The sequence below is a fragment of the Pseudomonas sp. C9-3 genome (genome assembly GCF_032392015.1).
GTDB classification, from domain to species: Bacteria; Pseudomonadota; Gammaproteobacteria; order Pseudomonadales; family Pseudomonadaceae; genus Pseudomonas; species Pseudomonas nitroreducens.
Window position 1 is genome coordinate 6,030,674 of the sequence record NZ_CP135919.1, and the last position, 21,539, is coordinate 6,052,212.

At 65.3% G+C, this 21,539-nt stretch carries 20 protein-coding genes; 7 read left to right on the top strand and 13 right to left on the bottom strand.

Annotated elements, in window-relative coordinates; translation table 11 throughout:
- Nucleotides 1-185: 185 nt before the first annotated feature.
- The gene (locus tag RS899_RS27620; protein WP_024763723.1) at nucleotides 186-830 is read left to right on the top strand and encodes a hypothetical protein; all 645 of its coding nucleotides are present in this window, start codon (nucleotides 186-188) and stop codon (nucleotides 828-830) included.
- 3 nt (nucleotides 831-833) lie between these two features.
- Here RS899_RS27620 and RS899_RS27625 read toward each other — a convergent pair whose 3' ends face one another.
- The 8 genes from RS899_RS27625 to prlC all read right to left on the bottom strand — a co-directional run bounded on the left by RS899_RS27625 (nucleotide 834) and on the right by prlC (nucleotide 9,620).
- Nucleotides 834-2,369, bottom strand: coding sequence for a SulP family inorganic anion transporter (locus tag RS899_RS27625; RefSeq protein WP_315808541.1), 1,536 nt, complete (start codon nucleotides 2,367-2,369; stop codon nucleotides 834-836).
- Nucleotides 2,370-2,562: 193 nt separating this feature from the next.
- Nucleotides 2,563-3,279: a carbonic anhydrase gene (locus RS899_RS27630; RefSeq protein ID WP_045213528.1), complete on the bottom strand. Its 717-nt coding sequence runs from the start codon at nucleotides 3,277-3,279 to the stop codon at nucleotides 2,563-2,565.
- Between the two features lie 279 nt (nucleotides 3,280-3,558).
- Entirely contained in the window at nucleotides 3,559-4,617 is a 1,059-nt protein-coding gene (locus tag RS899_RS27635) for a PA0069 family radical SAM protein (protein WP_315808542.1), read from the bottom strand.
- Nucleotides 4,618-4,844: 227 nt separating this feature from the next.
- A complete protein-coding gene (locus tag RS899_RS27640) occupies nucleotides 4,845-6,449 on the bottom strand; it encodes an inorganic phosphate transporter (protein WP_409978097.1) in 1,605 nt (534 codons plus the stop codon).
- A gap of 218 nt (nucleotides 6,450-6,667) precedes the next feature.
- Nucleotides 6,668-6,952: a type II toxin-antitoxin system RelE/ParE family toxin gene (locus tag RS899_RS27645; protein ID WP_315808544.1), complete on the bottom strand. Its 285-nt coding sequence runs from the start codon at nucleotides 6,950-6,952 to the stop codon at nucleotides 6,668-6,670.
- On the bottom strand, nucleotides 6,942-7,187 hold the full coding sequence (locus tag RS899_RS27650) for a type II toxin-antitoxin system Phd/YefM family antitoxin (RefSeq protein ID WP_054910641.1): 246 nt from the start codon (nucleotides 7,185-7,187) through the stop codon (nucleotides 6,942-6,944). Before RS899_RS27650 ends, RS899_RS27645 begins: the two co-directional genes overlap by 11 nt.
- Nucleotides 7,188-7,305: 118 nt before the next feature.
- Entirely contained in the window at nucleotides 7,306-7,575 is a 270-nt protein-coding gene (locus RS899_RS27655) for a YheV family putative zinc ribbon protein (RefSeq protein WP_024763727.1), read from the bottom strand.
- On the bottom strand, nucleotides 7,575-9,620 hold the full coding sequence (gene prlC, locus RS899_RS27660) for an oligopeptidase A (RefSeq protein ID WP_315808545.1): 2,046 nt from the start codon (nucleotides 9,618-9,620) through the stop codon (nucleotides 7,575-7,577). Before prlC ends, RS899_RS27655 begins: the two co-directional genes overlap by 1 nt.
- Before the next feature lie 76 nt (nucleotides 9,621-9,696).
- Between prlC and RS899_RS27665 the strand changes: the two genes are divergently transcribed.
- The 3 genes from RS899_RS27665 to RS899_RS27675 all read left to right on the top strand — a co-directional run bounded on the left by RS899_RS27665 (nucleotide 9,697) and on the right by RS899_RS27675 (nucleotide 12,358).
- Nucleotides 9,697-10,239 (top strand): gamma carbonic anhydrase family protein, encoded by a 543-nt coding sequence (locus RS899_RS27665; RefSeq protein WP_315808546.1) that lies wholly within the window; start codon nucleotides 9,697-9,699, stop codon nucleotides 10,237-10,239.
- A 248-nt stretch (nucleotides 10,240-10,487) separates the two neighbouring features.
- Entirely contained in the window at nucleotides 10,488-11,627 is a 1,140-nt protein-coding gene (locus RS899_RS27670; protein WP_315808547.1) for a hypothetical protein, read from the top strand.
- 86 nt (nucleotides 11,628-11,713) lie between these two features.
- Nucleotides 11,714-12,358 carry an HAD family hydrolase gene (locus RS899_RS27675; protein ID WP_054910637.1) on the top strand — a complete coding sequence of 215 codons (645 nt, stop codon included), beginning with the start codon at nucleotides 11,714-11,716 and terminating at the stop codon, nucleotides 12,356-12,358.
- Nucleotides 12,359-12,825: 467 nt separating this feature from the next.
- Here RS899_RS27675 and argE read toward each other — a convergent pair whose 3' ends face one another.
- From argE to RS899_RS27700, 5 genes are all read right to left on the bottom strand, one after another.
- A complete protein-coding gene (gene argE, locus RS899_RS27680) occupies nucleotides 12,826-13,977 on the bottom strand; it encodes an acetylornithine deacetylase (protein ID WP_139093097.1) in 1,152 nt (383 codons plus the stop codon).
- A 113-nt stretch (nucleotides 13,978-14,090) separates the two neighbouring features.
- A complete protein-coding gene (locus tag RS899_RS27685) occupies nucleotides 14,091-14,765 on the bottom strand; it encodes a DUF1028 domain-containing protein (RefSeq protein WP_169935217.1) in 675 nt (224 codons plus the stop codon).
- A 107-nt stretch (nucleotides 14,766-14,872) separates the two neighbouring features.
- Nucleotides 14,873-15,283, bottom strand: a complete 411-nt coding sequence (locus tag RS899_RS27690; RefSeq protein WP_015474916.1) for a RidA family protein — start codon at nucleotides 15,281-15,283, stop codon at nucleotides 14,873-14,875.
- Between the two features lie 3 nt (nucleotides 15,284-15,286).
- Complete coding sequence (locus tag RS899_RS27695; protein ID WP_315808548.1) at nucleotides 15,287-16,618, bottom strand: NAD(P)/FAD-dependent oxidoreductase; 1,332 nt, start codon at nucleotides 16,616-16,618, stop codon at nucleotides 15,287-15,289.
- A 516-nt stretch (nucleotides 16,619-17,134) separates the two neighbouring features.
- Nucleotides 17,135-18,055, bottom strand: coding sequence for a LysR family transcriptional regulator (locus RS899_RS27700; RefSeq protein ID WP_024763735.1), 921 nt, complete (start codon nucleotides 18,053-18,055; stop codon nucleotides 17,135-17,137).
- A 137-nt stretch (nucleotides 18,056-18,192) separates the two neighbouring features.
- On the opposite strand from RS899_RS27700, the gene RS899_RS27705 reads away from it, so the two are divergent.
- The 3 genes from RS899_RS27705 (at nucleotide 18,193) to RS899_RS27715 (ending at nucleotide 21,521) form a co-directional block, all read left to right on the top strand.
- Nucleotides 18,193-19,539 (top strand): aspartate aminotransferase family protein, encoded by a 1,347-nt coding sequence (locus RS899_RS27705; protein WP_315808549.1) that lies wholly within the window; start codon nucleotides 18,193-18,195, stop codon nucleotides 19,537-19,539.
- A complete protein-coding gene (locus RS899_RS27710; RefSeq protein ID WP_054910633.1) occupies nucleotides 19,540-19,851 on the top strand; it encodes a cupin domain-containing protein in 312 nt (103 codons plus the stop codon).
- A gap of 173 nt (nucleotides 19,852-20,024) precedes the next feature.
- Complete coding sequence (locus RS899_RS27715) at nucleotides 20,025-21,521, top strand: CoA-acylating methylmalonate-semialdehyde dehydrogenase (protein ID WP_054910632.1); 1,497 nt, start codon at nucleotides 20,025-20,027, stop codon at nucleotides 21,519-21,521.
- The last annotated feature ends 18 nt before the right edge of the window (nucleotides 21,522-21,539 follow it).

The window sequence follows — 21,539 nt, forward strand, 5'->3', positions numbered from 1 at the left end:
TGTGTTTGAAAGACCGAAGTGCGATCTCAAAGCCACGGACGGCGCGGCTTTGGAGTACCATGCTGGCCGTCTGATATGCCGCGTCGGCATAACCAGTTCATGAATATGACAATCGCGTCTTAGCTACGCCCGGGGTGCGGCTAAGGTCTTTCTTCACTTTCCAAACCCGTTGTCTTGGAGTTGTCATGAACACCGCTGCACTGCGTGAGCTGATCCGGAATGCCCATCTGCTCGAATCCCGCCATGGGCATCTCGCCCGCCTGATCCAGAGCCAACTGCAAAGCCTGCACCCGAGCATCGCCCTGGCCGGCGAGGACCCCAGCGGTACGCTGACGCGCTTCGTGCATGCCTATATCGAGCAGGTGCCGGATTTCCTCGATGCCGCCAACGCCGTGGCGCGAGCAGCCGGCATCGAGGACCGCATCAAGCCGGTGCTCAAGCTCGCCGAACAGTTCTTCCTCACCCCGCCGGCGCTGCTCGATGGCCACGACGGCCTGGACGCGCTGCTGGACGAGTCCTACCTTGCCCACCGCCTGGTGGAGGAAGTGAACGACCGCTACATCGCCCACTTCAACCAGCCGCTGATCCCGCTGGACACCACCGTGGCCAACCTGGTGGCGCACCAGCTGATCGGCGAGCCCTTCGCCAACCAGCTGGATGAAGCGGTGCACCATGCGGTCAACGGCATGCTCGACGACAGCACCTTCAGCGCCGAATCCGCCATCAGCTACCGCGCCCGCCTCAACGACCCGCAGGTAGTGATGGCCTGGCAGCAGTGGCCGTGCCTGTCGCGGCAGTTCGGCGTCGAGCTGGAGCTGGGCCGCGACTGAGGCTCAGCCTGCGCTCTGCAGCGCGCGCACCCGGCCCTCCACGCGGCGACGCAGGCCGTTGCCTTCCATGGACAGTCGGCAGTCGCTGGCCGCGGCGCTGCGGCCCCAGTCTTCGAGCAACTCCATGCACGCGTGGTCGATGTAGCTCAGGTGCTGCAACGGCACGCGCAGGTGCGTTCCCGGCTTCACCGACTGCAGCGCCTGGGACAGCGCCGGCACCTTGAGGAAGGTCGCTGCGCCCACCAGCCGCAGTTCGGCGCCATTGCCTTCATCGTCGTAGCGCAGATTGATCTTCAGCCGTGCGGCCTTGAATACCAGCTTCAGTACCGTCAGCGCGAAGCCCAGCAGCACGCCGGTCAGCAGGTCGGTGGCGACAATCGCCAGCGCGGTCACCGCATGCACCAGCACCGGCATGCGCCCATAGCGGCCCAGCGAGCGCAGCGCCTTGAGGTCCACCAGCTTGATGCCTGTGTAGACCAGCACACCCGCCAGGCTGGCAATGGGTATCTGCCGCAGCAGCCCGCCCAGCAGCACGACGAAACCCAGCAGCCAAAGCCCGTGGAAGATCGCCGAGGCGCGGCTGCGCGCGCCCGCCTGCACGTTGGCCGAGCTGCGCACGATCACGCCGGTCATCGGCAAAGCGCCAACCAGCCCGCAGAGCATGTTGCCCACGCCCTGGGCGCTCAGCTCGCGGTCCATATCCGATCGAGGGCCGGTGTGCATGCGGTCCACGGCAGCGGCAGAGAGCAGCGTCTCGGCGCTGGCAATGAAGGCGACCACCACGGCGGCCAATAGAATAGTCGGGTCGAGCAGGGCGCCGAGATCACCGGGGCGCAGCCAGTCGATGGCATCGCCAAGGTTCTGCGGGACGCTCACGCGCAGCACATCGAGTTCCAGGGCGATGCTCGTCAACGTCGCCAGGCTCACGCCGATCAGGGCGCCGGGCAGCATGCGCAGCCGGCCCGGTTTGAAGCGGTCCCATAGCGCCATGCAGGCCATGGTGCCCAGCCCGAGCAGGGCGGCATCGAAGCCGCTCGCCTCGGACAGCAATGCCGTGGGGAAGGCCAGCAGGTTATCCAGCCCGGATGCCTGGGGCTTGAGGTCCAGCATCACGTGAACCTGCGACAGCACGATGAGGATGCCGATGCCGGCGAGCATTCCATAGACCACGGCCGGCGAGGTCACGCGGAACCAGCAGCCCAGGCGCAGCCTTCCCGCCACTAGCTGAAGCGCGCCGGCCAGCAGCAGGATGGGCCCGAGCATGGCCATGCCATGAACGCGCACCAGTTCAAAGACCAGCACCGCAAGCCCCGCCGCCGGCCCGCTCACCTGCAGCGGCGAGCCGGCGAGAAAGCCGACGACCAGGCCGCCGATGATGCCGGTCACCAGCCCCTTGGCCGGCGGCATGCCCGAGGCGATGGCGATGCCCATGCACAACGGCAGGGCGACGAGAAAAACCACCACGGAGGCGAGCAGATCGCGTGGCAGCACTTGGCGTAGCTGGGAAAATCCGCATGGAACAGAGTGGGGAGCCGACATGGCGCTGTTCTCCTGAGCATTTTTCGGGCGCGCGAAAGCCCACGACGCCGGTCTCGACCGCATCGACACGCGCAATTCAAAGGGACGGCGTACGCGGTGGAAGCGTGCGCCTCAGGCAGGGATCAAGTAGAGAAGGGCGCGGCGTTTGTTCTGGAGGGCCGCCGCGCCCTGGGGGCTCGCTGGTATCAGCAGCTTACTGCGGGGAATAGCGCGGGCGCGGGGTGGCGCTGGGCGTCGGGCCTTCGCCGTCGAGGGCGCGGAAGCGGCCTTCCTGGGCGTCGTAGGCCTTGATGGCGCTGGTCTCGATGTCGTACACCCAGCCATGGATGAACAACTGGCCGGACGCCAGACGCGCGGCCACGGACGGGTGGGTCTTCAGGTGATCCAGCTGGGCGACCACGTTCTCTTCGGTCAGCACACCCAGATGCTCCTGGGTCGCGCAACCGCAGGTCTGCGCGACTACGGTGCGTGCTACTTCGGCGTGGCGCAGCCAGGCTTTCACCGTCGGCATGCCTTCCAGCGTCTGCGGCGCCAGCACTGCTTTCATCGCGCCGCAGTCGGAGTGACCGCAAACGATGATGTGCTGCACGCCGAGCGCCATGACCGCAAACTCGATGGCGGTGGACACGCCACCGTTCATCTGGCCATAGGGCGGCACCACGTTGCCGACGTTGCGGGTAACGAACAGATCGCCCGGCGAGCTCTGGGTGATCAGCTCCGGAACGATGCGCGAATCAGCGCAGGTGATGAACATGGCGCGCGGGTTCTGCGCATGGGCCAGCTTCTTGAACAGCTCTTCCTGTTGCGGGAAGACGTCGTGACGGAACTGGCGGAAACCCTCGACGATATGGCGCAGCGCCTCGTCAGCGGTTTCGTGGGCGTGATCCTCACCGTGCGTTTTGTCGTTCATGTATCAGCCTCGAAGAATGACGAAGAATTTTCCCACGTCAGCCGACGCTCTCCCTGGGGAGAAAAGGCACAGCCGTGGGAAAAAATCTGGCGTGACCGGTAAGTCACTTTGTGCTCAAACCCTAGGCGAAGAAGATTAAACCAAAATTAAAAAACCGCTCTGGAATGAGCTTTTGCATGATGTTTCGGCGACATTCCAAGATGATATCGGCAAGCTATCATGGCATTGCGATAGTGCGGCGATACTATTCCGCTTGTCGACATTTCATCGGCTGCAAACTCAGAACAGGCTCATCTGGCTGCGCGGTGGGGCGAACGCCGTGCAGTCCAGGTTGAAGCTGCCGCGCCGGCCCAATCCCAGGCGGCGCATGGCGACCTCGAAGCGTTTGGCCAGCAGGTCGGCGAATGGGCCTTCGCCGCGAAAACGGTGGCCGAAGCGGCTGTCGTAGATTTCCCCGCCGCGCAACTGGCGGATCAGGCTCATCACGTGGTTCGCGCGCTGCGGGTAGTGCGCCGCCAGCCATTCCTCGAACAGCGGGCCGACCTCGCGCGGCAGGCGCAGCATCATGTAGCTGGCGCTCTGGGCGCCGGCATCGTGGGCGGCTTCGAGCAAGGCCTCCAGCTCGCGGTCGTTGATCATCGGAATCATCGGCGAACACAGCACGCCGACGGGAATGCCCTGTTCGCGCATCACCCGGATCGCCCGCAGGCGCGCGGAGGGCGCGGCGGCCCGAGGCTCGAGGATGCGCTTGAGCTCATCGTCCAGCGTGGTGAGGCTGATCATCACGGCGACCAGGTTCTGTCTCGCCAGCTCCGCCAGCAGGTCGAGGTCGCGCAGGATCAACGAGCCCTTGGTGACGATGGTCACCGGGTGGCGGAAGCGCAGCAACACTTCGAGGATTTGCCGGGTCAGGCGCTGCTGGCGCTCGATAGGCTGGTACGGGTCGGTGTTGGCGCCCAGATTGATCGGCGCGCAGACGTAGCCCTTGCGGCTCAACTCCTCCTCCAGCACTTCGGCGGCGTTGGTCTTGGCGATCAGCTTCGTCTCGAAATCCAGCCCTGGCGACAGGTCCCAGTACGCATGGCTGGGCCGCGCGTAGCAGTAGATGCAGCCATGCTCGCAGCCGCGATAGGGATTGATCGAGCGGTCGAAGGGCAGGTCCGGCGACTGATTGCGCGAGATCACCGTCTTCGCCCGCTCGGTGCGGATTTCGGTCACCTGGGCCTTGGGCACTTCGTCGTACCAATCGTTATCCACAGGCACCGAGGTGGTCGGCGCGAAGCGGTTGTGCGGATTGCTGGCGGTGCCCCGGCCGCGGGGTGGGAGGGAAGTGGACATGTGGGAAAGCTCTGAAGAAATACTGTATATGAATACAGTAATCCACGGAGTTTTCCACAGCCAGCAATAACTGCTCGGCGGTCGGCGCTGCTCACCGGACGCGCCGTCTTTGTACGGAAACGGGTTCTTTGCAGGAGCGAGCCTGCTCGCGAACCGCTTGGCTCCCAGGCAGTCGGGAAATTCTGTTCGCGTGAAAGAACTAGGCGTCCCCCTCGCCCCTGCAGGGTTTACATCAGCCGGGTGAACAACCAGTACAACCCCGCCGCCAGGGCGATGGCGGCTGGCAGCGTCAGTACCCAGGCCAGCAGCATGTTGCGGATGGTCGGCCATTGCAGGCCGCTGCCGTTGGCCGCCATGGTCCCCGCCACTCCCGAGGAGAGCACTTGCGTGGTCGACACCGGCAGGCCGAAGCCATCCGCCGCGCCGATGGTGAGCATGGCCACCAGTTGTGCCGAGGCGCCCTGTGCATAAGTCAGCGGGGTCTTGCCGATGCCTTCGCCCACCGTGGTGACGATGCGCCGCCAGCCAACCAGCGTACCCAGCCCCAGCGCCAGGGCGACTGCGACCTTCACCCACACGGGAATGAAGCGGATGGTGCGGTCGGCCTCATGGCGCAGCGCCTGCAGGCTGCTCCAGGTGTCCAGGTCGAAGCGCTGGCCGCTGCGGTCCAGCAGGCGGATGGTTTCCAGGCTCAGGTAGAGGTCGTTGCGCAGGTCCTGCACCTCTTCGACGGGCACCTTGTCCAGCTGCCCGTGGCGCTGCAGCCGTGCGCCAATGTCGCCGATCACGCTGCCCAGCGATGGCAGCAGTTCGGGATGCACGACTTCGTCTTCCTGATAGCTCAAGAGGGCCTGGCGCGGGTCCGCCGCAGGCGTGCCGCCGCTGCGGTGCAATTGCTCCTGGCTGGTCTGGAGGAGGGCGAGCAACTGGCGGGATTGCTCCGGTGAATGGGCGCGATCCACCGCGAAGGCCAGGGGAACGGTGGCAATCAGGATCAGCATGATCAGGCCGATGCCCTTCTGCCCGTCGTTGGAGCCGTGGGCGAAAGACACACCGGTACAGGTGAGGATGAGGATCGCGCGAATCCATCGGGGCGGCGGCGTGCGGCCTTCCGGTGCATGGAACAGCGCGCGGTTGCGGATGGTGGAACTCATCACGCGTAGCAGCACGAACGCGGCGAAGAAGCCCACCACCGGCGACAGGAAGAGTGCGTAACCCACTGTCGTCAGCTGCGACCAGGCGTTGCCCGATATGCCGATGTGCCCGGCCATGGCGCCGTGGGCCAGGCCGATGCCGACGATGGAACCGATCAGCGTGTGCGACGAGGACACCGGCAACCCCAGCCACCAGGTGCCGAGGTTCCACAGGATCGAGGCGATCAGCAGGGCGAAGATCATCGCCAACCCGGCGCTGCTATCGACCTTCAGCAGCAGGTCCAGCGGCAGCAGCGAAACGATGGCGAAGGCCACCGCACCGCTGGAAAAGAGCACCCCGAGAAAATTCCACAATCCCGACCAGGCCACCGCGAATCGAGGTGGCAGTGCATTGGTATAGATGACCGTGGCCACCGCGTTGGCCGTGTCGTGGAAGCCGTTGATGAACTCGAAGCCCAGGGCGATCAGCAACGCGACCACCAGTACCAGCACTGACCAGCCAGGCTCCAGGTGGGTGCCGCTGGCGCGGATGTCATGGCCGAGCGCGGCAAAGGTGAAGACCAACGCGCCGGCCAGCAGCAGGAAGAAGGTCAGGCGCCCCTTGAAGCCATGGGTTTCGCGCAGCACGGGGCTGATCGGGAACTGCGTCAGGCGCGAGGCGCGCATCACCTCCAGCATGCCAAAGCGGTCAAGCACGTGAGGGCTTCCTTCGGGTCGGTGGGGACGTCTGGGTCACGGCGGACTCCTTGCGGCGATGCTCTACAGACTAGCCGGCCGTGACGATTATGGACTGGAAGGCAGAGCGGGATCGACGTTCATGCTATGCCGATGGGGAATCAGGATTCCTTGATGTCGATGCTGGCGACGGGTGTTTCATCGCGCCGATGCGTTCAATTTCAGCGACGCTGTTCAGCCGCACTGTAGACCTCGCCACGTTCTCGCTTGCCGATGGCGACTACCGAGACCACAACACGCTCGTCTTCGACGCGATAGACCAGGCGATAACCCGCCGAGCGCAATTTTATCTTGTAGTGGTCTGCCAGGCTGTGGAGGGCATCGGCCTGGACGCGAGGCTCCTTCAGGCGCTCGCCCAGCTTTCGTTTGAACTGCTCGCGCACCGTATGACCCAGTTTGTGCCATTCCTTCAGCGCAGCGGGCAGGAACTCCAGTTCATAGCTCATCGAGCGATACCGGGACGCCTTTGTCACCCAACCTCGCGCGAGCGATTTCTGCCAGCTCCAGGTCCTCAAGACGTTCGAGGATCGATTCGAACAGTTCGGCCGGCACCATGTAGCCCATCACCTTGTTGTGATTGAGTACCGCCACCGGTTCGCCGCCGGATTCTGCCAGCACAGCGGAAGGATTCTTCTTCAGTTCAGAAACGCTGACGGCGGTGCTGGCAAGCAGGGTTTGCATAAATAGCTCCAAATAATGGATCAATTTTTGGTCATTATAGAGCGTGCCGGCAAGCTTGATCTGGCGGAAAAAGAAATGCCCCGGCAAGCCGGGGCATTTTCCATGACTCAGTCGAGCCTTATTCCTGGGGCTTCTTCAGCTTCGGATTAGGGAAGAACTGAACCCCCTGCACCTTCGGGTCCTTGGGCTTTTCCAGCGCGCTGGTGTTGACGCGGGTGGACAGCTCTTTCGGCACCGACTGGCCCTGGGCATTGAGGGTATCGGCGTAGCCACAGGCCACGCATTCGCGGTGCGGCACACCGTCGACGTCCCACATGACGATCTTGTCCTGCTCGCTGCACGCCGGGCAGACGGCCCCGGCGATGAAGCGCTTCTTCACCTCGCTCATCACGCCGCCTCCTCGGAGAGGCCCGAGTGGCGCAGCAGGGCGTCGATGGACGGTTCGCGGCCGCGGAAGGCGACGAACAGCGCCATCGGCTCCTGGGAGCCGCCCTTGGCCAGGATCGCGTCGCGGAAGGCCGCGCCGGTCGCCGGGTTGAGCACGCCTTCTTCCTCGAAGCGCGAGAAGGCGTCGGCGGACAGCACTTCGGCCCACTTGTAGCTGTAGTAACCGGCCGCGTAACCGCCGGCGAAGATGTGCGCGAAGCTATTGGCGAAACGGTTGTACGCCGGCGGGCGCATCACCGCGACTTCAGCGCGGATCGCCTCGATCACGTCGAGCACGCTGCGGCCGTCGCCATGGGTGGCGTGCAGCTCGAAGTCGAACAGGGAGAACTCCAGCTGGCGGACCATCATCAGGCCGGACTGGAAGTTCTTCGCGGCGAGCATCTTCTCCAGCAGATCCTGCGGCAGCGGCGCGCCGGTTTCGTAGTGGCCGGAGATCAGCGCCAGGCCTTCTGGCTCCCAGCACCAGTTCTCCATGAACTGGCTGGGCAGCTCCACCGCGTCCCAGGCCACGCCGTTGATGCCAGAGGCGCCGGCGTGCTCGACGCGGGTCAGCAGGTGGTGCAGGCCATGGCCGAACTCGTGGAACAGGGTGGTCACTTCATCGTGGGTCAGCAGCGCAGGCTTGCCGCCGACGGCTGGAGTGAAGTTGCACACCAGATAGGCCACCGGCGCCTGCAGGTCGCCGCCAGCGGTGCGGCGACGGTCGCGGGCGCCGTCCATCCAGGCGCCGCCGCGTTTGTTGGCGCGGGCGTAGAGGTCGAAGTAGAAGCGGCCGACGTGCTGGCCGTTTTCCTCGATCTCGAACAGGCGAACGTCCGGGTGCCAGCGTTCGAAGTCGTTCAGTTCACGAATCTGGATGCCATAGAGCTTCTGCACGATGGCGAACAGGCCGCCAAGCACCTTGTCGATTGGGAAGTATTCGCGCAGGGCTTCCTGGGACACGCTGTAGCGCGCCTCGCGCAGCTTCTCGCCGAAGTAGCTGGCGTCCCAGCTCGACAGGTTCGGGCAACCCTGCTCGGCGGCGTAGGCCTTGAGCTGCTCCAGGTCCTGGGCGGCGAAGGGCTTGCTGCGCACGGCCAGGTCACGGAGGAAGTTCAGCACCTGCTCGGGCGTCTCGGCCATCTTGGTGGCCAGGGACAGCTCGGCGAAATTCTTGAAGCCCAGCAGGCGCGACAGCTCCTGGCGCAGGTCGAGGATTTCCTGCATCACCGGGCCATTGTCGTTCTGCCCGGCATTCGGGCCCTGATCGGAGGCGCGGGTGCAGTACGCGGCGTAGACATCTTCGCGCAGGGCGCGGTCTTCGGCGTAGGTCATGACCGCGTAGTAGCTGGGGAACTCCAGGCTGATCAGCCAGCCGTCGAGCTCCTTGGCCTGCGCGGCAGTCTGCATCTGCGCCTTGGCCGAGTCGGTCAGGCCGGCGAGGGCGGCTTCGTCGGTGACGTGCTTGGTCCAGGCCTGGGTGGCGTCCAGCAACTGGTTGGAGAAGCGGCTGCCCAGCTCGGACAGGCGCGTCTGGATTTCCGCGTAGCGCTGCTGCTGGTCCGCCGGCAGGTCGATACCCGACAGACGGAAGTCGCGCAGGGCGTGTTCGAGGATGGTCTTCTGGGCGACGTCGTAACCCTTCGACTCGGGGCCGCTGGCGAGCGCCTCGTAGGCCTTGAACAGCTCGGAGTTCTGGCCCAGTTCGGTCCAGTAGGCGGACAGCAGCGGCAGGCAGCCTTCATAGGCGTCGCGCAACTCGGCGCTGTTGCACACCGCGTTGAGGTGGCTGACCGGGCTCCAGGCTTTGCCCAGGCGGTCATGCAGTTCGTCCATGGCCAGCACCAGGCCGGCCCAGGTCGGGGTGCCGTTCTGCTGGGCGAGGATACGCGCGATGGCCGCGCGGTTGTCGGCGAGGATCTGCTCGATGGCCGGCTTCACGTGTTCGGGGCGAATGGACGAGAAGGGCGGCAGGTCGTAGCTCTGCAGAAGAGGATTCGCGCTCACGGTGGCACCTTGGCTGAAGAAACACTCGGCCATCTTAAATACAATCGGGCCTATTCGCAGCCAGAGAGACTCTATCGTGACTATTCGTTCGTATCAGGGCAAAACGCCATCTCTCGGCGAGCGCGTCTTCGTCGACGCCAGCGCCGTGATCATCGGTGACGTGGAGATCGGCGCCGACAGCTCGGTCTGGCCGCTCGTCGTGATCCGCGGTGACATGCACCGCATCCGCATCGGCGCGCGCACCAGCGTGCAGGACGGCAGCGTGCTACACATCACCCACGCCGGCCCGTTCAACCCGGACGGCTTCCCGTTGACCATCGGCGACGAAGTGACCATCGGTCACAAGGTGCTGCTGCATGGCTGCACCATCGGCAGCCGCATCCTGGTGGGCATGGGTTCGATCGTGATGGACGGTGCGGTGATCGAGGACGAGGTGATCCTCGGCGCCGGCAGCCTGGTGCCGCCGGGCAAGGTGCTGGAGAGTGGCTTCCTCTATGTCGGCAGCCCGGTGAAGAAGGCCCGCCCGCTGACGGACAAGGAGCGCGCGTTCTTCAGCTATACCGCCGGCAACTACGTGAAGCTGAAGGATCAGCATATTGCCGAGGGGTTTGCCGGATGATCGCACCTGCGCCCATGTTCTGATCGTGCTCATTCGGTTGGGCGGTTCGCGAGCAAGCTCGCTCCTACAGGACGCCATGCGCTCTTTGTAGGAGCGAGCTTGCTCGCGAACCCCGGCCAAACCGCCAGACGGCCCGCCGCGCCAGACCTCGCACCCTATACTGAGCCAAGGTGACCGGACGCCAGGGCGTGCCCGGCCGAAGTCAGTAGCGGGCGGCGCCGGGGATGCCGCCGAGCCGGCGGGCGGCCATGAACAGTCTGTGCTCTTTCTGCTCCACCGTTTCGCCCTGGCGGCGTGGCGGTGTCGTTGCGCTGCTTCTGCTGGCGCTGGGCGGCTGTGCCCATCACCCCGCCACACCCTCCGCTCCGCTCACCGAGGCCACCTGGCGCCAGGTCGATGCCGACATCGGCGCCGCCTCCCTGGCCGCCACCTCCCAGGCCCGCGCCTACGCCGAAGAAGCCATGCAGCAGTGGATGGACCTGGTCTACCAGCGCACCGACGAAAAATTCATTCCCTGGTTCTCCAGCTACTGGACCCAGCAATGGCTCGGTATGAAGGTCGCCTGGTACAAGATGGGCTCCCACGGTGACCTCGACCCCACCGTCGACAAGCTGGCCGTCTACCTGCAGGAGCAGTACCGCAAGCAGGTGCTTGTCCCGGTCGCCAAGCAGGTCGACCCCGACGCGGTGATGGAGAAAGCTACCCGGCACTATGTCGAACTGCTGACCGTCGCGCTGAAGGAAATTCCCCAGCGCCGCGGCATCCCGCAGAAGGCTTTCGATGAACACCTGATGGGGATTCCGGCGATCAGCCTGGGGCCGCCGTCCAGTCGCGATGCCTCGCTCTACGACGTGGTGCACGCCAAGGACATCGGCAAGCTCCCGGCCTTCGCCGCGTTGATGCAGGAAATCCGCACGGCGTCGGGCAAGGCTGGCGCCGGCACCAGGGTCAGCGGCGTGTCGCCGGTCGCCCAGCGCACCAGCGCCAAGCTGGTCAACGAACTGAAGAACCGCAGCATTGTCGGCGTGGTGGCCGGCGCGGCTGGCAAGGTCGCCGGGTCGGTAATCTCCGTCGCCTTCACGCTGTTCAGCATGGCCGGCAACGACCATGCGCGGCCCGAGGTGGAAACCCAGCTGCGCAAGGAGATCAACGCCGCGTTCGACGAACAATGGCTGGCGCTGATGCGCGACCCGGGCGGCGGCGTGATGGCCGGCGTCGATCACCTCGGCGGCCGCGTGCAGGAAAAGCTCGCCGGCCAGCTGGCGCAGCCGGAGGATGAGCCCCAGTCGGATGCCACCGTGCAGACCTACGGCGTCGGTGGTGACCCGCCGGTGAATGTCAGCGGCAGCTTCCGCATACTGCGCCAGGGGCAGGGCGCCGCTCCCTGAAGGTGTCGTTCGGCGATTCATGCTTCGCGAGCCTGCTCATGCGCAGTATCCTTCCCGCCCGACTTTCGCGGCCGGACGCTGATCCCATGCATTACCAGAACATCCTCTTCGACCTCGACGGCACCCTCACCGATCCGCGCGAGGGCATCACCCGTTCGATCCAGTACGCCCTCGCCCAACTGGGCATCGACGAGCCTGACCTGCGCCAGCTCGAACACTTCATCGGCCCGCCGTTGCTGCAGTGTTTCATGAGCACCTACGACTTTGACGAGGCGCGCGCCTGGGAGGCGGTGAACCACTACCGCGTGCGCTTCAAGGACACCGGGCTGTACGAGAACAAGGTATTCGACGGCGTTGGCGAGCTGCTGCAACTGCTCGGCGGCCAGGGCCGCACGCTGTATATCTGCACCAGCAAGCCGACCGTGTTCGCGGCGGAAATCGCTCGCCACTTCGACTTCGCCAAACATTTCAAAGTGATCTACGGCAGCGAGCTGGACGGCACGCGCACCAACAAGGTGGAGCTGATCGAGCACCTGCTGGGTATCGAGAAGCTGGACTTGGCGCAAACGCTGATGATCGGCGACCGCAAGCACGACCTGATCGGTGCGCACCGCAATGGCCTGTCCGCGGCCGGTGTCGGCTATGGCTTCGGCAGCCGTGAAGAGCTGATGGCGGAAAGCCCGGCGCACTACTTCGCGAGCATGGACGAGCTGCGCGCGGCGTTTGCCTGATATTCCTGTGCCGGGACTGTTCGCGAGCAAGTTCGCTCCCACGAAGAGCAATTGCTCCCTGTAGGAGCGAGCTTGCTCGCGAACCGACGTGACAGCCCGTACCGTGGTATGCCCCCGTGCGTTCCCAACCAGATTTGCGGCCGGCTCAGCGTGGGGGGGCTGTTGTAGGAGCAACCGTCTTCTCTGGATAGTCCGTCGCTGCGTCTTCCCCCCTCACCCCAACCCTGGCTGCGCGCCCCGCTCCTCAGGGAGAGGGGGCAGTCCGAGCCGGCTGACGCAAAGGTTTCATCCTGCACCGAACGGTCCCCTCTCCCCTTGGGAGAGGGCTAGGGTGAGGGGATGGCCCAAGTGCGGAGGTATCTCGTAGGAGCGGATTCATCCGAGATCGATTCCCGGCCGCTCCGAGCAAGCCGGTTGCACATCGCGGACGCAGTCCGCTTACGCTACCGGGTACACCGCGTGGTGCGTCAGCTGCGCAGCCACTCCGCCAGCCGCCCCATCATCTCGTCGCACCTGGCCAACTGCTCCAGGCTGACGAATTCGTCCGGCTTGTGGCCCTGGTCCATGCTGCCCGGGCCGCAGACCACGGTGGGAATGCCGGCCTGGTCGAACAGCCCACCCTCGGTGCCGTAGGCGACGGTGGTGAAGTCGCGCGAACCGCTCAGCAGCGCGATCAGCTCGGCGGCCTGGGCCTGCTGGTCGGTGACCAGGGCGGGATAGGCCGAGAGTTCGCTGAAGCGAATATCCGTCTCGGCCTTCACCGCGCGCATCTTCGGCAGCAGCTCGGTTTCGGCGAAGGTGCGCAGGTCATTGGCGACCTGTTGCGGATCGTCGCTGGGCAGCGCGCGTACTTCGAAATCGAACTGGCATTCGGCAGGCACGATGTTCAGTGCGCGGCCGCCGCTGATCACGCCCGTCTGCACGGTGGAATAGGGAGGGTCGAAGCGTGGATCGTGGCGCTCTGGCGCGGCCAGGCGGGTGCCGATCTCGCCGAGGCGACCGATCAGCTTCGCCGCGTACTCGATGGCGTTCACGCCCTGCGGCGCATAGGCCGAGTGGCACGGTGCGCCGTGCACCTGGCAGCGCATGGCGAGCTTGCCCTTGTGGCCGAGCACCGGCTTGAGTTCGGTGGGTTCGCCGATGATGCAGACCATCGGCTTGTGCTCGCGGTGTTCCAGCGCGGCAAGCAGCGAGCGTACGCCGAGGCAGCCGACTTCCTCGTCATAGGAGAAGGCCAGGTGCACCGGCAGGCGCAGCGGCTGGGCGAGAAACGCCGGTACTGCTGCCAGCACGCAGGCGATGTAGCCCTTCATGTCCGCGGTGCCGCGCCCGTAGAGGCGGCCGTCGCGCTCGGTCAATTCGAACGGCGGGACCGTCCATGGCTGGCCGTCGGTCGGCACCACGTCGGTGTGGCCGGACAGGCACACGCCGCCGCGATCCTGCGGACCCAGCGTAGCGTAGAGGTTGGCCTTGCCGCCTTCGGCGTCGTGGAACAGCTCGCAGGCGATGCCGAAGCCGGCGAGGTAGTCGCGGATGTAGTGGATCAGCGCCAGGTTGGAATTGCGGCTGACGGTGTCGAAGGCGATCAGGTCGGCAAGGATTTCACGGCTGGAAGGCATGGTTGGGTCCTGCATTGGGGCTTTCATTGTCAATGCGCGGTTTCGGTATTTGGGCGAATACCCTCTCCCCAGCCAGGATCAGGGAGAGGGGCTCTCGCAGGTAAGGCATGGCGTTACTCGTCGCCCGGCACACCGTAGCTCGGCGCCTTGGTCGGGTCGAGGGCGCGCACGAGGTAGTCCTCCAGCTGCGGCTTGTAGGCCACCCAGAGTTTCTCCAGCTCATCGATGGGCGCTTCGTCCGCCCAGTCGACGCGCAGGTCGACGATCGGCCAGACCAGATCGCCGACGACCTTGAGCGCTGCCGAATGCACCGGGCCGGCTTCGCCACCGGCGGCCATCGCCGCCTGCATCGCGGCCAGCAGGCGCTCGGCCAGGCAGCCGTTGGCGCCTTCGAAGGCCTGGGTCATGGCCTCGATCACCGCCGTGGACGACAGCAGGTTGCCGGCCGCCACGCAGTTCTCACCCGCCACGGCGTTGTACACGCCCAGCGCCTCGCTGCCGGTGAACAGCGCGACCTTGCCGTGCTGGTCGATCACCGTCACCTGGCGGTACTGGCTGTAGCCGTTGCTGGAGAGCGCCTTGTCCAGCGCCGCGCTTGGTTCGAGGCCGGCTTCGAGCTGGTCGAGGATCTGCGGGCCGAGGGCCGGCAGGGTGATGTTCTGCGTCGCCACCGCGCCGACGCCGGCGCGTACCCAGGGGCAGCGGGCGCCCACGGCGATGCTCGAGGAGCTGATGGCGATACCCAGTTGTCCGGTTTCGGCGCAGCGGCCGACGATGGAGAAGGTCATGGTGGCTCCTTGCTTGCTGTTCTTGTCGATCAAGCGCTATCAGGCACAAACGACGAAGCGGCGAGGCAGGAAATCCCGCGTCGCCGCATCGCTTTTCAGGTCATCGATCAGTCCGGAATGACGGCGATGACATCGATCTCCATCAACCACTGCGGCTGACCGAGGGCCGACACCACCAGGCCGGTGGAGATCGGGAACACGCCCTTCAGCCACTTGCCGACTTCCTGGTACACCGGCTCGCGGTAGCGCGGGTCGATCAGGTAGGTGGTGGTCTTGACGATGTGCGACAGGTCGCTGCCGGCTTCTTCCAGCAGTTGCTTGACGTTCTTCATCGCCTGTTCGGCCTGGGCACGCGGATCGCCCAGCCCTACCAGGTTGCCCTCGAAGTCGGTACCGACCTGGCCGCGCACGTACACGGTGTTGCCGGCACGCACGGCCTGGCAGAGGTCGTTGTCCAGGGTCTGGTTCGGGTAGGTGTCCTTGGTGTTGAACATGCGGATGCGAGTATGGGTAGGCATCTCTTACTCCCAGGATGCGGCTTTCTGAACGGAGGAGCCTTCGCGCTGCGAGGCGTCCTGGTATTCGACATAACGGCGTTGGGTGGCGATATGGCCGGCCACATGCTTGGCGTCGTGCCACACGCCCCAGATGAAGGTGGAGCCGCGACGGGACAGCCACGGCAGGCCGACGAAGTACACGCCCGGCTCGCGGGATACGCCGCGCTGGTGCTTGGGCTTGCCCTTGTCGTCGAAGGCATTCACCTGCAGCCAGTTGAAGTCCACGGCGTAGCCGGTGGCCCAGATGATCGCGGTGATGCCGGCGTCGGCGAGGTTCAGCTCCTGGATCGGATTGCGGATGCACTCGGCGTCCGCGTAGACCTTGCGGGCCTCCGGCTCCAGCGGCAGGTCGAGGCCGTTGCGCTCGATGTAGGCGTCGGCGGCGTCGAGCAGGCCGAGGTAGTTGTCATCGCCGGCCTTCAGGTTGGCCACCAGGTCGTCCTGGAAGCTCACCTTGCCGTCGGCGAAGGCCTTGGTCAGGCCGGTCAGGGTGATGCCCTCGTTGGCCAGGCGACGGAAGTCGATGGTCTCGCCACCACGGGCACCGCTCACGGCGATGGTCACGTGCTCGCGGCCCGGCTGCACTTCCTCGGCGTCCCACAGGCCGAGCACGCCCAGCCACCAGACGAAGTCGCGGTTGCGGTAGGAGCGCGGCGGGCGGTCATGGGCGCCCACGGACAGGAAGACTTTCTTGCCAGCGCGGTTCAGCTCGTCGGCGATCTGCACGCCGGAGGAGCCGGCGCCGATCACCAGCACGGCGCCTTCGGGCAGTTGCTGCGGGTTGTAGTACTTGGCCGAGTGGATCTGGTAGAGGCCTTCGTCCTTCGGTGCGATGGCCGGGATCACCGGGCGCTGGAACGGGCCGGTGGCGGAAACGATGCGCAGCGCCTGGAGGGTGCCTTCGGAGGTTTCCACGGTGAAGCCGGGGCGGCCTTCGTTGCGGGTGACCTTCTTCACTTCCACGCCGGTGCGGATCGGCGCGTTGAACTGCTTGGCGTAGGCGACGAAGTAGTCCGCCACCTGCTCCTTGTGCGGGAAGTCATCCGGGCCAACCGGGAATTCCATGTTCGGGAAGCGGTCGTGCCAGGCCGGGCCGTTGGCTACCAGCGAATCCCAGCGGCCGGTGCGCCAGGCTTCGGCGATGCGGCTCTTTTCCAGCACGATGTGCGGCACGCCCTGTTGGGTCAGGTGCTCGCTCATGGCGACGCCGGCTTGTCCGGCGCCAACGACCAGCGTGTCGATTTCCAGGTTATCAAGCGACTTCTTGCCGAAGGCGCCTGGATTCAGGTCGGTCATGGCTTGCTTCCTCAGACTCTGATCACGTTTGTTCTTGTTGCGGCTAGGGAGGAGGTGTTGGCCGCATTCTGTTCAGAGGCTGTGAATAGCGAAATTATGTTTTTTGTAGTCGCAGGCTAGGGAAAAGCTGCACCCACGCAAACCCCGCGGCCCGCGGGCTACAGGGGAGGGGGTATAGGATTTTTGGTGGCTGGGGCGACAAATTGGATAGGCAGGAGGTGCTTTGTTTCGTGCGTGCGGCTTTTCGTAGGAGCGAGCTTGCTCGCGAACAGAGTCCGCAGCGGCGAGTAAGGCCGAAGCGTTCCGCACGGTCTTGCAGGGGAATTCGGCGTGTTGCGGCTGCCCTCACCCCAGCCCTCTCCCAGGGGGAGAGGGGGCAGACCGAGCAGGGTCGGAATGGAGGTGCTATCCGGCGAGCGCCAAAGGAGCCACGAAACGCCGATCAGTCCCCTCTCCCTCCGGGAGAGGGTTAGGGTGAGGGGCCGCAGGCCTGCCGTGCCCCTGAAAGTGTCAGGCTCAACGGCTCTGCGCCACCGCCTCGAGGAACCGCTCCAGCACCAGGTTCGGCCGGCGGCCCTTGCGGGTCACCACGGTCAGCGGGATGTCGTAGTGGAAGCGCTCCGGGCGCAGCGCGCGCAGGCGGCCCTGGGCGACCCAGTCGGCGGCGTAGTGGTCGGGCAGGTAGCCGATGTAGCTGCCGGTAAGGATCAGGAAGGCCATGCCCTCGCGGTCCGAGGCGGTGGCGCTGCCGGAGAGCTCCTGGTGCCGCTCCTGCGCCTCGGCCGGGATGCGGTAACTCGGCGCCACCGCGTCGCAGGCGTGGATTTCCTGCACGGTGATGCCCGCATCGTCGCGCTCGAACAGCGGGTGCTCCTGGCTGCAGAACAGCAGCGAACGCTCCTCGTATAAAGAGGAGTACTCCAGCCCCGACAGCGGGCTGATGAGCGGCACCACGCCGACATGCAACCGTCCGTCGAGAACTCCCAGCTCGATCTCGTTGGGCGTGGTCATGCCGATATTGATCCGCACGCCCGGCCCGCTGGCTTTCAGCGCGCGCAGGGCATGGGTGATGCGCATCTGCGGCAGGGTCACCAGGTTGTTGATGATGCCGATGTTCAGCTCGCCGCGCAGGTGCTGGTGCAGCTCGTTGACCTCGGCGCGGAAGCCCTCCAGCGCCGCCAGCAGCGATTGCGTGGCGCGGTAGACCTCGCGGCCCTCGTCGGTCAGTGCGAAACCCGCCCGGCCGCGCTGGCACAGGCGCATGCCCAGGCGCTTTTCCAGGTCGCCCATGTGCAGGCTGATCGCCGAACGGCTGATGCCCAGCGTGCTCTCGGCGGCCGAGAAGCTGCCGCACTCGACTATGGTTTTGAAGATGCGCAGCAGGCGGATCTCGAAGTCGCTGACCTGGCCCAGGGAAGGCGCCCGTTGTTTCGCCATTTTAGTTTTACCAATCCGAAACTGAACGTAAGAAGAATAAGCTTTAACTCACGTTAAGTCAGGCCCAATCTAGTCCCATCGCACCAGGCCCGCCGCGGCCTGCGCGCCCAACAAGACTGTCTTCGAGGACAAGCTGCATGAACCAGCAAGTGAACGTCACCCCGTCGGTGGCCAGCGAACTGAACCTGAAGGCCCACTGGATGCCCTTCAGCGCCAACCGCAACTTCCATAAAGACCCGCGCATCATCGTCGCCGCCGAAGGCAACTGGCTGGTGGACGACAAGGGCCGCAAGATCTACGACAGCCTGTCGGGCCTGTGGACCTGCGGCGCCGGTCACTCGCGCAAGGAAATCGCCGACGCGGTCGCCAAGCAGCTGACCACCCTCGACTACTCCCCGGCGTTCCAGTACGGCCACCCGCTGTCCTTCAAACTGGCCGAGAAGATCACCCAGCTGACCCCGGCCGGCCTCGACCATGTGTTCTTCACCGGCTCGGGCTCCGAGTGTGCCGACACCTCGATCAAGATGGCCCGCGCCTACTGGCGCCTGAAAGGCCAGGCGCAGAAGACCAAGCTGATCGGCCGCGCCCGTGGCTACCACGGCGTGAACGTCGCCGGCACCGCCCTGGGCGGCATCGGTGGCAACCGCAAGATGTTCGGCCAGCTGATGGACGTCGACCACCTGCCGCACACCCTGCAGCCGGGCATGGCCTTCACCAAGGGCATGGCCGAGACTGGCGGCGTCGAGCTGGCCAACGAACTGCTGAAGCTGATCGAGCTGCATGACGCTTCCAACATCGCCGCCGTGATCGTCGAGCCGATGTCCGGCTCCGCCGGCGTGCTGGTACCGCCGAAGGGCTACCTGCAGCGCCTGCGCGAAATCTGCGACCAGCACAACATCCTGCTGATCTTCGACGAAGTCATCACCGCCTTCGGCCGCATGGGCAAGGCCACCGGCGCCGAGTTCTTCGGCGTGAAGCCGGACATCATGAACGTCGCCAAGCAGGTCACCAACGGCGCCATCCCCATGGGCGCGGTGATCGCCAGCAGCGAAATCTACGACACCTTCATGGGCCAGAACCTGCCGGAATACGCCGTCGAGTTCGGCCATGGCTACACCTACTCCGCGCACCCGGTCGCCTGCGCCGCCGGTCTTGCCGCGCTGGACCTGCTGGAGAAAGAAAACCTGATCCAGCAGTCGCTGGAACTGGCTCCGCACTTCGAGAAGGCCCTGCACGGCCTGAAAGGCGCGAAGAACGTCGTCGACATCCGCAACTGCGGCCTGGCCGGCGCCATCCAGATCGGCGCCCGTGACGGCGACGCCATCGTGCGCCCGTTCGAAGCCAGCATGAAGCTGTGGAAAGAAGGCTTCTACGTACGCTTCGGCGGCGACACCCTGCAGTTCGGCCCGACCTTCAACGCCAAGCCCGAAGACCTGGACCGCCTGTTCAGCGCCGTCGGTGACGCCCTCAACGGGGTGGCGTAAGTGAGCGAACGTCCGAAGGCCGTCCCGACGGTACAGATCGACAACGACAAGGTCCTGGTCACCGAGTGGCGCTTCGCCCCCGGTGCCGAGACCGGCTGGCACCGCCACGGCATGGAATACGTCGTGGTCCCGGTGACCAACGGCGAGCTGCTGCTCGAAACCCCCGAGGGCGAGCGCCGTGCGCCGCTGGTCCTGGGGGCGAGCTACACCCGCCAGATCGGTACCGAGCACAACGTGATCAACCCGTGCGATCACGAAGTGGCGTTCATCGAGATCGAGCTCAAGAGCGACGACCACCCGCACAGCCACTGAGCGCGCGGGCACGCGAGAAGGCATGCCGCGACGAGTCACCTTAGAGTGACTGCTGGCGTGCCTTGCAGCCCACGCTTCATACCGAACAATCCCCTCTCCCTTCAGGGAGAGGGCTAGGGAGAGGGGCTCCTCGCGAGCCCCGCCCCAATACTTTCAGCGAGAAGAGACTTCCCATGACCACCGTCAAGCACCTGATCGGCGGCGAAATGATCGCCGACACCGGCCGCACCGCCGACGTCTTCAACCCGTCCACCGGCGAAGCCATCCGCAAGGTTCCGCTGGCCAGCCGCGAAACCGTGCAGCAGGCCATCGACGCCGCCAAGGCCGCCTTCCCGGCCTGGCGCAACACCCCGCCGGCCAAGCGCGCCCAGGTGCTGTTCCGCTTCAAGCAACTGCTCGAAGCCAACGAAGCGCGCATCAGCCAGCTGATCAGCGAAGAACACGGCAAGACCCTGGAAGACGCCGCCGGTGAACTCAAGCGCGGCATCGAGAACGTCGAATACGCCAGCGCCGCCCCGGAAATCCTCAAGGGCGAATACAGCCGCAACGTCGGCCCGAACATCGACGCCTGGAGCGACTTCCAGCCGATCGGCGTGGTCGCCGGTATCACCCCGTTCAACTTCCCGGCCATGGTGCCGCTGTGGATGTACCCGCTGGCCATCGCCTGCGGCAACACCTTCATCCTCAAGCCGTCCGAGCGTGACCCGAGCTCCACCCTGCTGATCGCCGAACTGTTCGAAGAAGCCGGCCTGCCCAAGGGCGTGCTGAACGTCGTGCACGGCGACAAGACCGCCGTGGACGCGCTGATCGAGGCCCCGGAAGTCAAAGCCCTGAGCTTCGTCGGTTCGACCCCGATCGCCGAGTACATCTATTCCGAAGGCACCAAGCGCGGCAAGCGCGTACAGGCCCTGGGCGGCGCCAAGAACCACGCCGTGCTGATGCCCGACTGCGACCTGGACAACGCCGTCAGCGCCCTGATGGGTGCGGCCTACGGCTCCTGCGGCGAGCGCTGCATGGCCATCTCCGTGGCTGTGTGCGTGGGCGACCAGATCGGCGACGCGCTGGTCGAGAAGATCGTCCCGCAGATCAAGGCCCTGAAAATCGGCGCCGGCACCTCCTGCGGCCTGGACATGGGCCCGCTGGTCACCGGCGCTGCCCAGCAGAAAGTCACCGGCTACATCGATACCGGTGTCGAGCAGGGCGCCCAGCTGCTGGTCGACGGCCGCAACTTCAAGGTGGCCGGTCACGAGAACGGCTTCTTCGTCGGCGGCACCCTGTTCGACAAGGTGACCCCGGACATGACCATCTACCAGGAAGAAATCTTCGGCCCGGTGCTGTGCATCGTGCGCGTGAACAGCCTGGAAGAAGCCATGCAGCTGATCAACGACCACGAATACGGTAACGGCACCTGCATCTTTACCCGTGACGGTGAGGCTGCCCGCCTGTTCTGCGACGAGATCGAAGTCGGCATGGTCGGCGTCAACGTACCGCTGCCGGTACCGGTGGCCTACCACAGCTTCGGCGGCTGGAAGCGTTCGCTGTTCGGCGACCTGCACGCCTACGGCCCGGATGGCGTGCGCTTCTACACCAAGCGCAAGGCCATCACCCAGCGCTGGCCGCAGCGCAAGTCGCACGAAGCGGCGCAGTTCGCCTTCCCCAGCAATGGCTGATGGTGAATAAGCGGTAAG

Coding starts and splice junctions, on each gene's coding strand:
- RS899_RS27715 (WP_054910632.1), top strand. CDS start 20,025: ATGACCACCGTCAAGCACCTGATCGGCGGCGAAATGATCGCCGACACC.
- RS899_RS27620 (WP_024763723.1), top strand. CDS start 186: ATGAACACCGCTGCACTGCGTGAGCTGATCCGGAATGCCCATCTGCTC.
- argE (WP_139093097.1), bottom strand. CDS start 13,977: ATGCCTTCCAGCCGTGAAATCCTTGCCGACCTGATCGCCTTCGACACC.
- RS899_RS27695 (WP_315808548.1), bottom strand. CDS start 16,618: ATGACCGACCTGAATCCAGGCGCCTTCGGCAAGAAGTCGCTTGATAAC.
- RS899_RS27700 (WP_024763735.1), bottom strand. CDS start 18,055: ATGGCGAAACAACGGGCGCCTTCCCTGGGCCAGGTCAGCGACTTCGAG.
- RS899_RS27685 (WP_169935217.1), bottom strand. CDS start 14,765: ATGACCTTCTCCATCGTCGGCCGCTGCGCCGAAACCGGACAACTGGGT.
- RS899_RS27650 (WP_054910641.1), bottom strand. CDS start 7,187: ATGCAAACCCTGCTTGCCAGCACCGCCGTCAGCGTTTCTGAACTGAAG.
- RS899_RS27690 (WP_015474916.1), bottom strand. CDS start 15,283: ATGCCTACCCATACTCGCATCCGCATGTTCAACACCAAGGACACCTAC.
- RS899_RS27670 (WP_315808547.1), top strand. CDS start 10,488: ATGAACAGTCTGTGCTCTTTCTGCTCCACCGTTTCGCCCTGGCGGCGT.
- RS899_RS27640 (WP_409978097.1), bottom strand. CDS start 6,449: ATGCTGGAGGTGATGCGCGCCTCGCGCCTGACGCAGTTCCCGATCAGC.
- RS899_RS27630 (WP_045213528.1), bottom strand. CDS start 3,279: ATGAACGACAAAACGCACGGTGAGGATCACGCCCACGAAACCGCTGAC.
- RS899_RS27645 (WP_315808544.1), bottom strand. CDS start 6,952: ATGAGCTATGAACTGGAGTTCCTGCCCGCTGCGCTGAAGGAATGGCAC.
- RS899_RS27635 (WP_315808542.1), bottom strand. CDS start 4,617: ATGTCCACTTCCCTCCCACCCCGCGGCCGGGGCACCGCCAGCAATCCG.
- RS899_RS27675 (WP_054910637.1), top strand. CDS start 11,714: ATGCATTACCAGAACATCCTCTTCGACCTCGACGGCACCCTCACCGAT.
- RS899_RS27625 (WP_315808541.1), bottom strand. CDS start 2,369: ATGTCGGCTCCCCACTCTGTTCCATGCGGATTTTCCCAGCTACGCCAA.
- RS899_RS27705 (WP_315808549.1), top strand. CDS start 18,193: ATGAACCAGCAAGTGAACGTCACCCCGTCGGTGGCCAGCGAACTGAAC.
- RS899_RS27655 (WP_024763727.1), bottom strand. CDS start 7,575: ATGAGCGAGGTGAAGAAGCGCTTCATCGCCGGGGCCGTCTGCCCGGCG.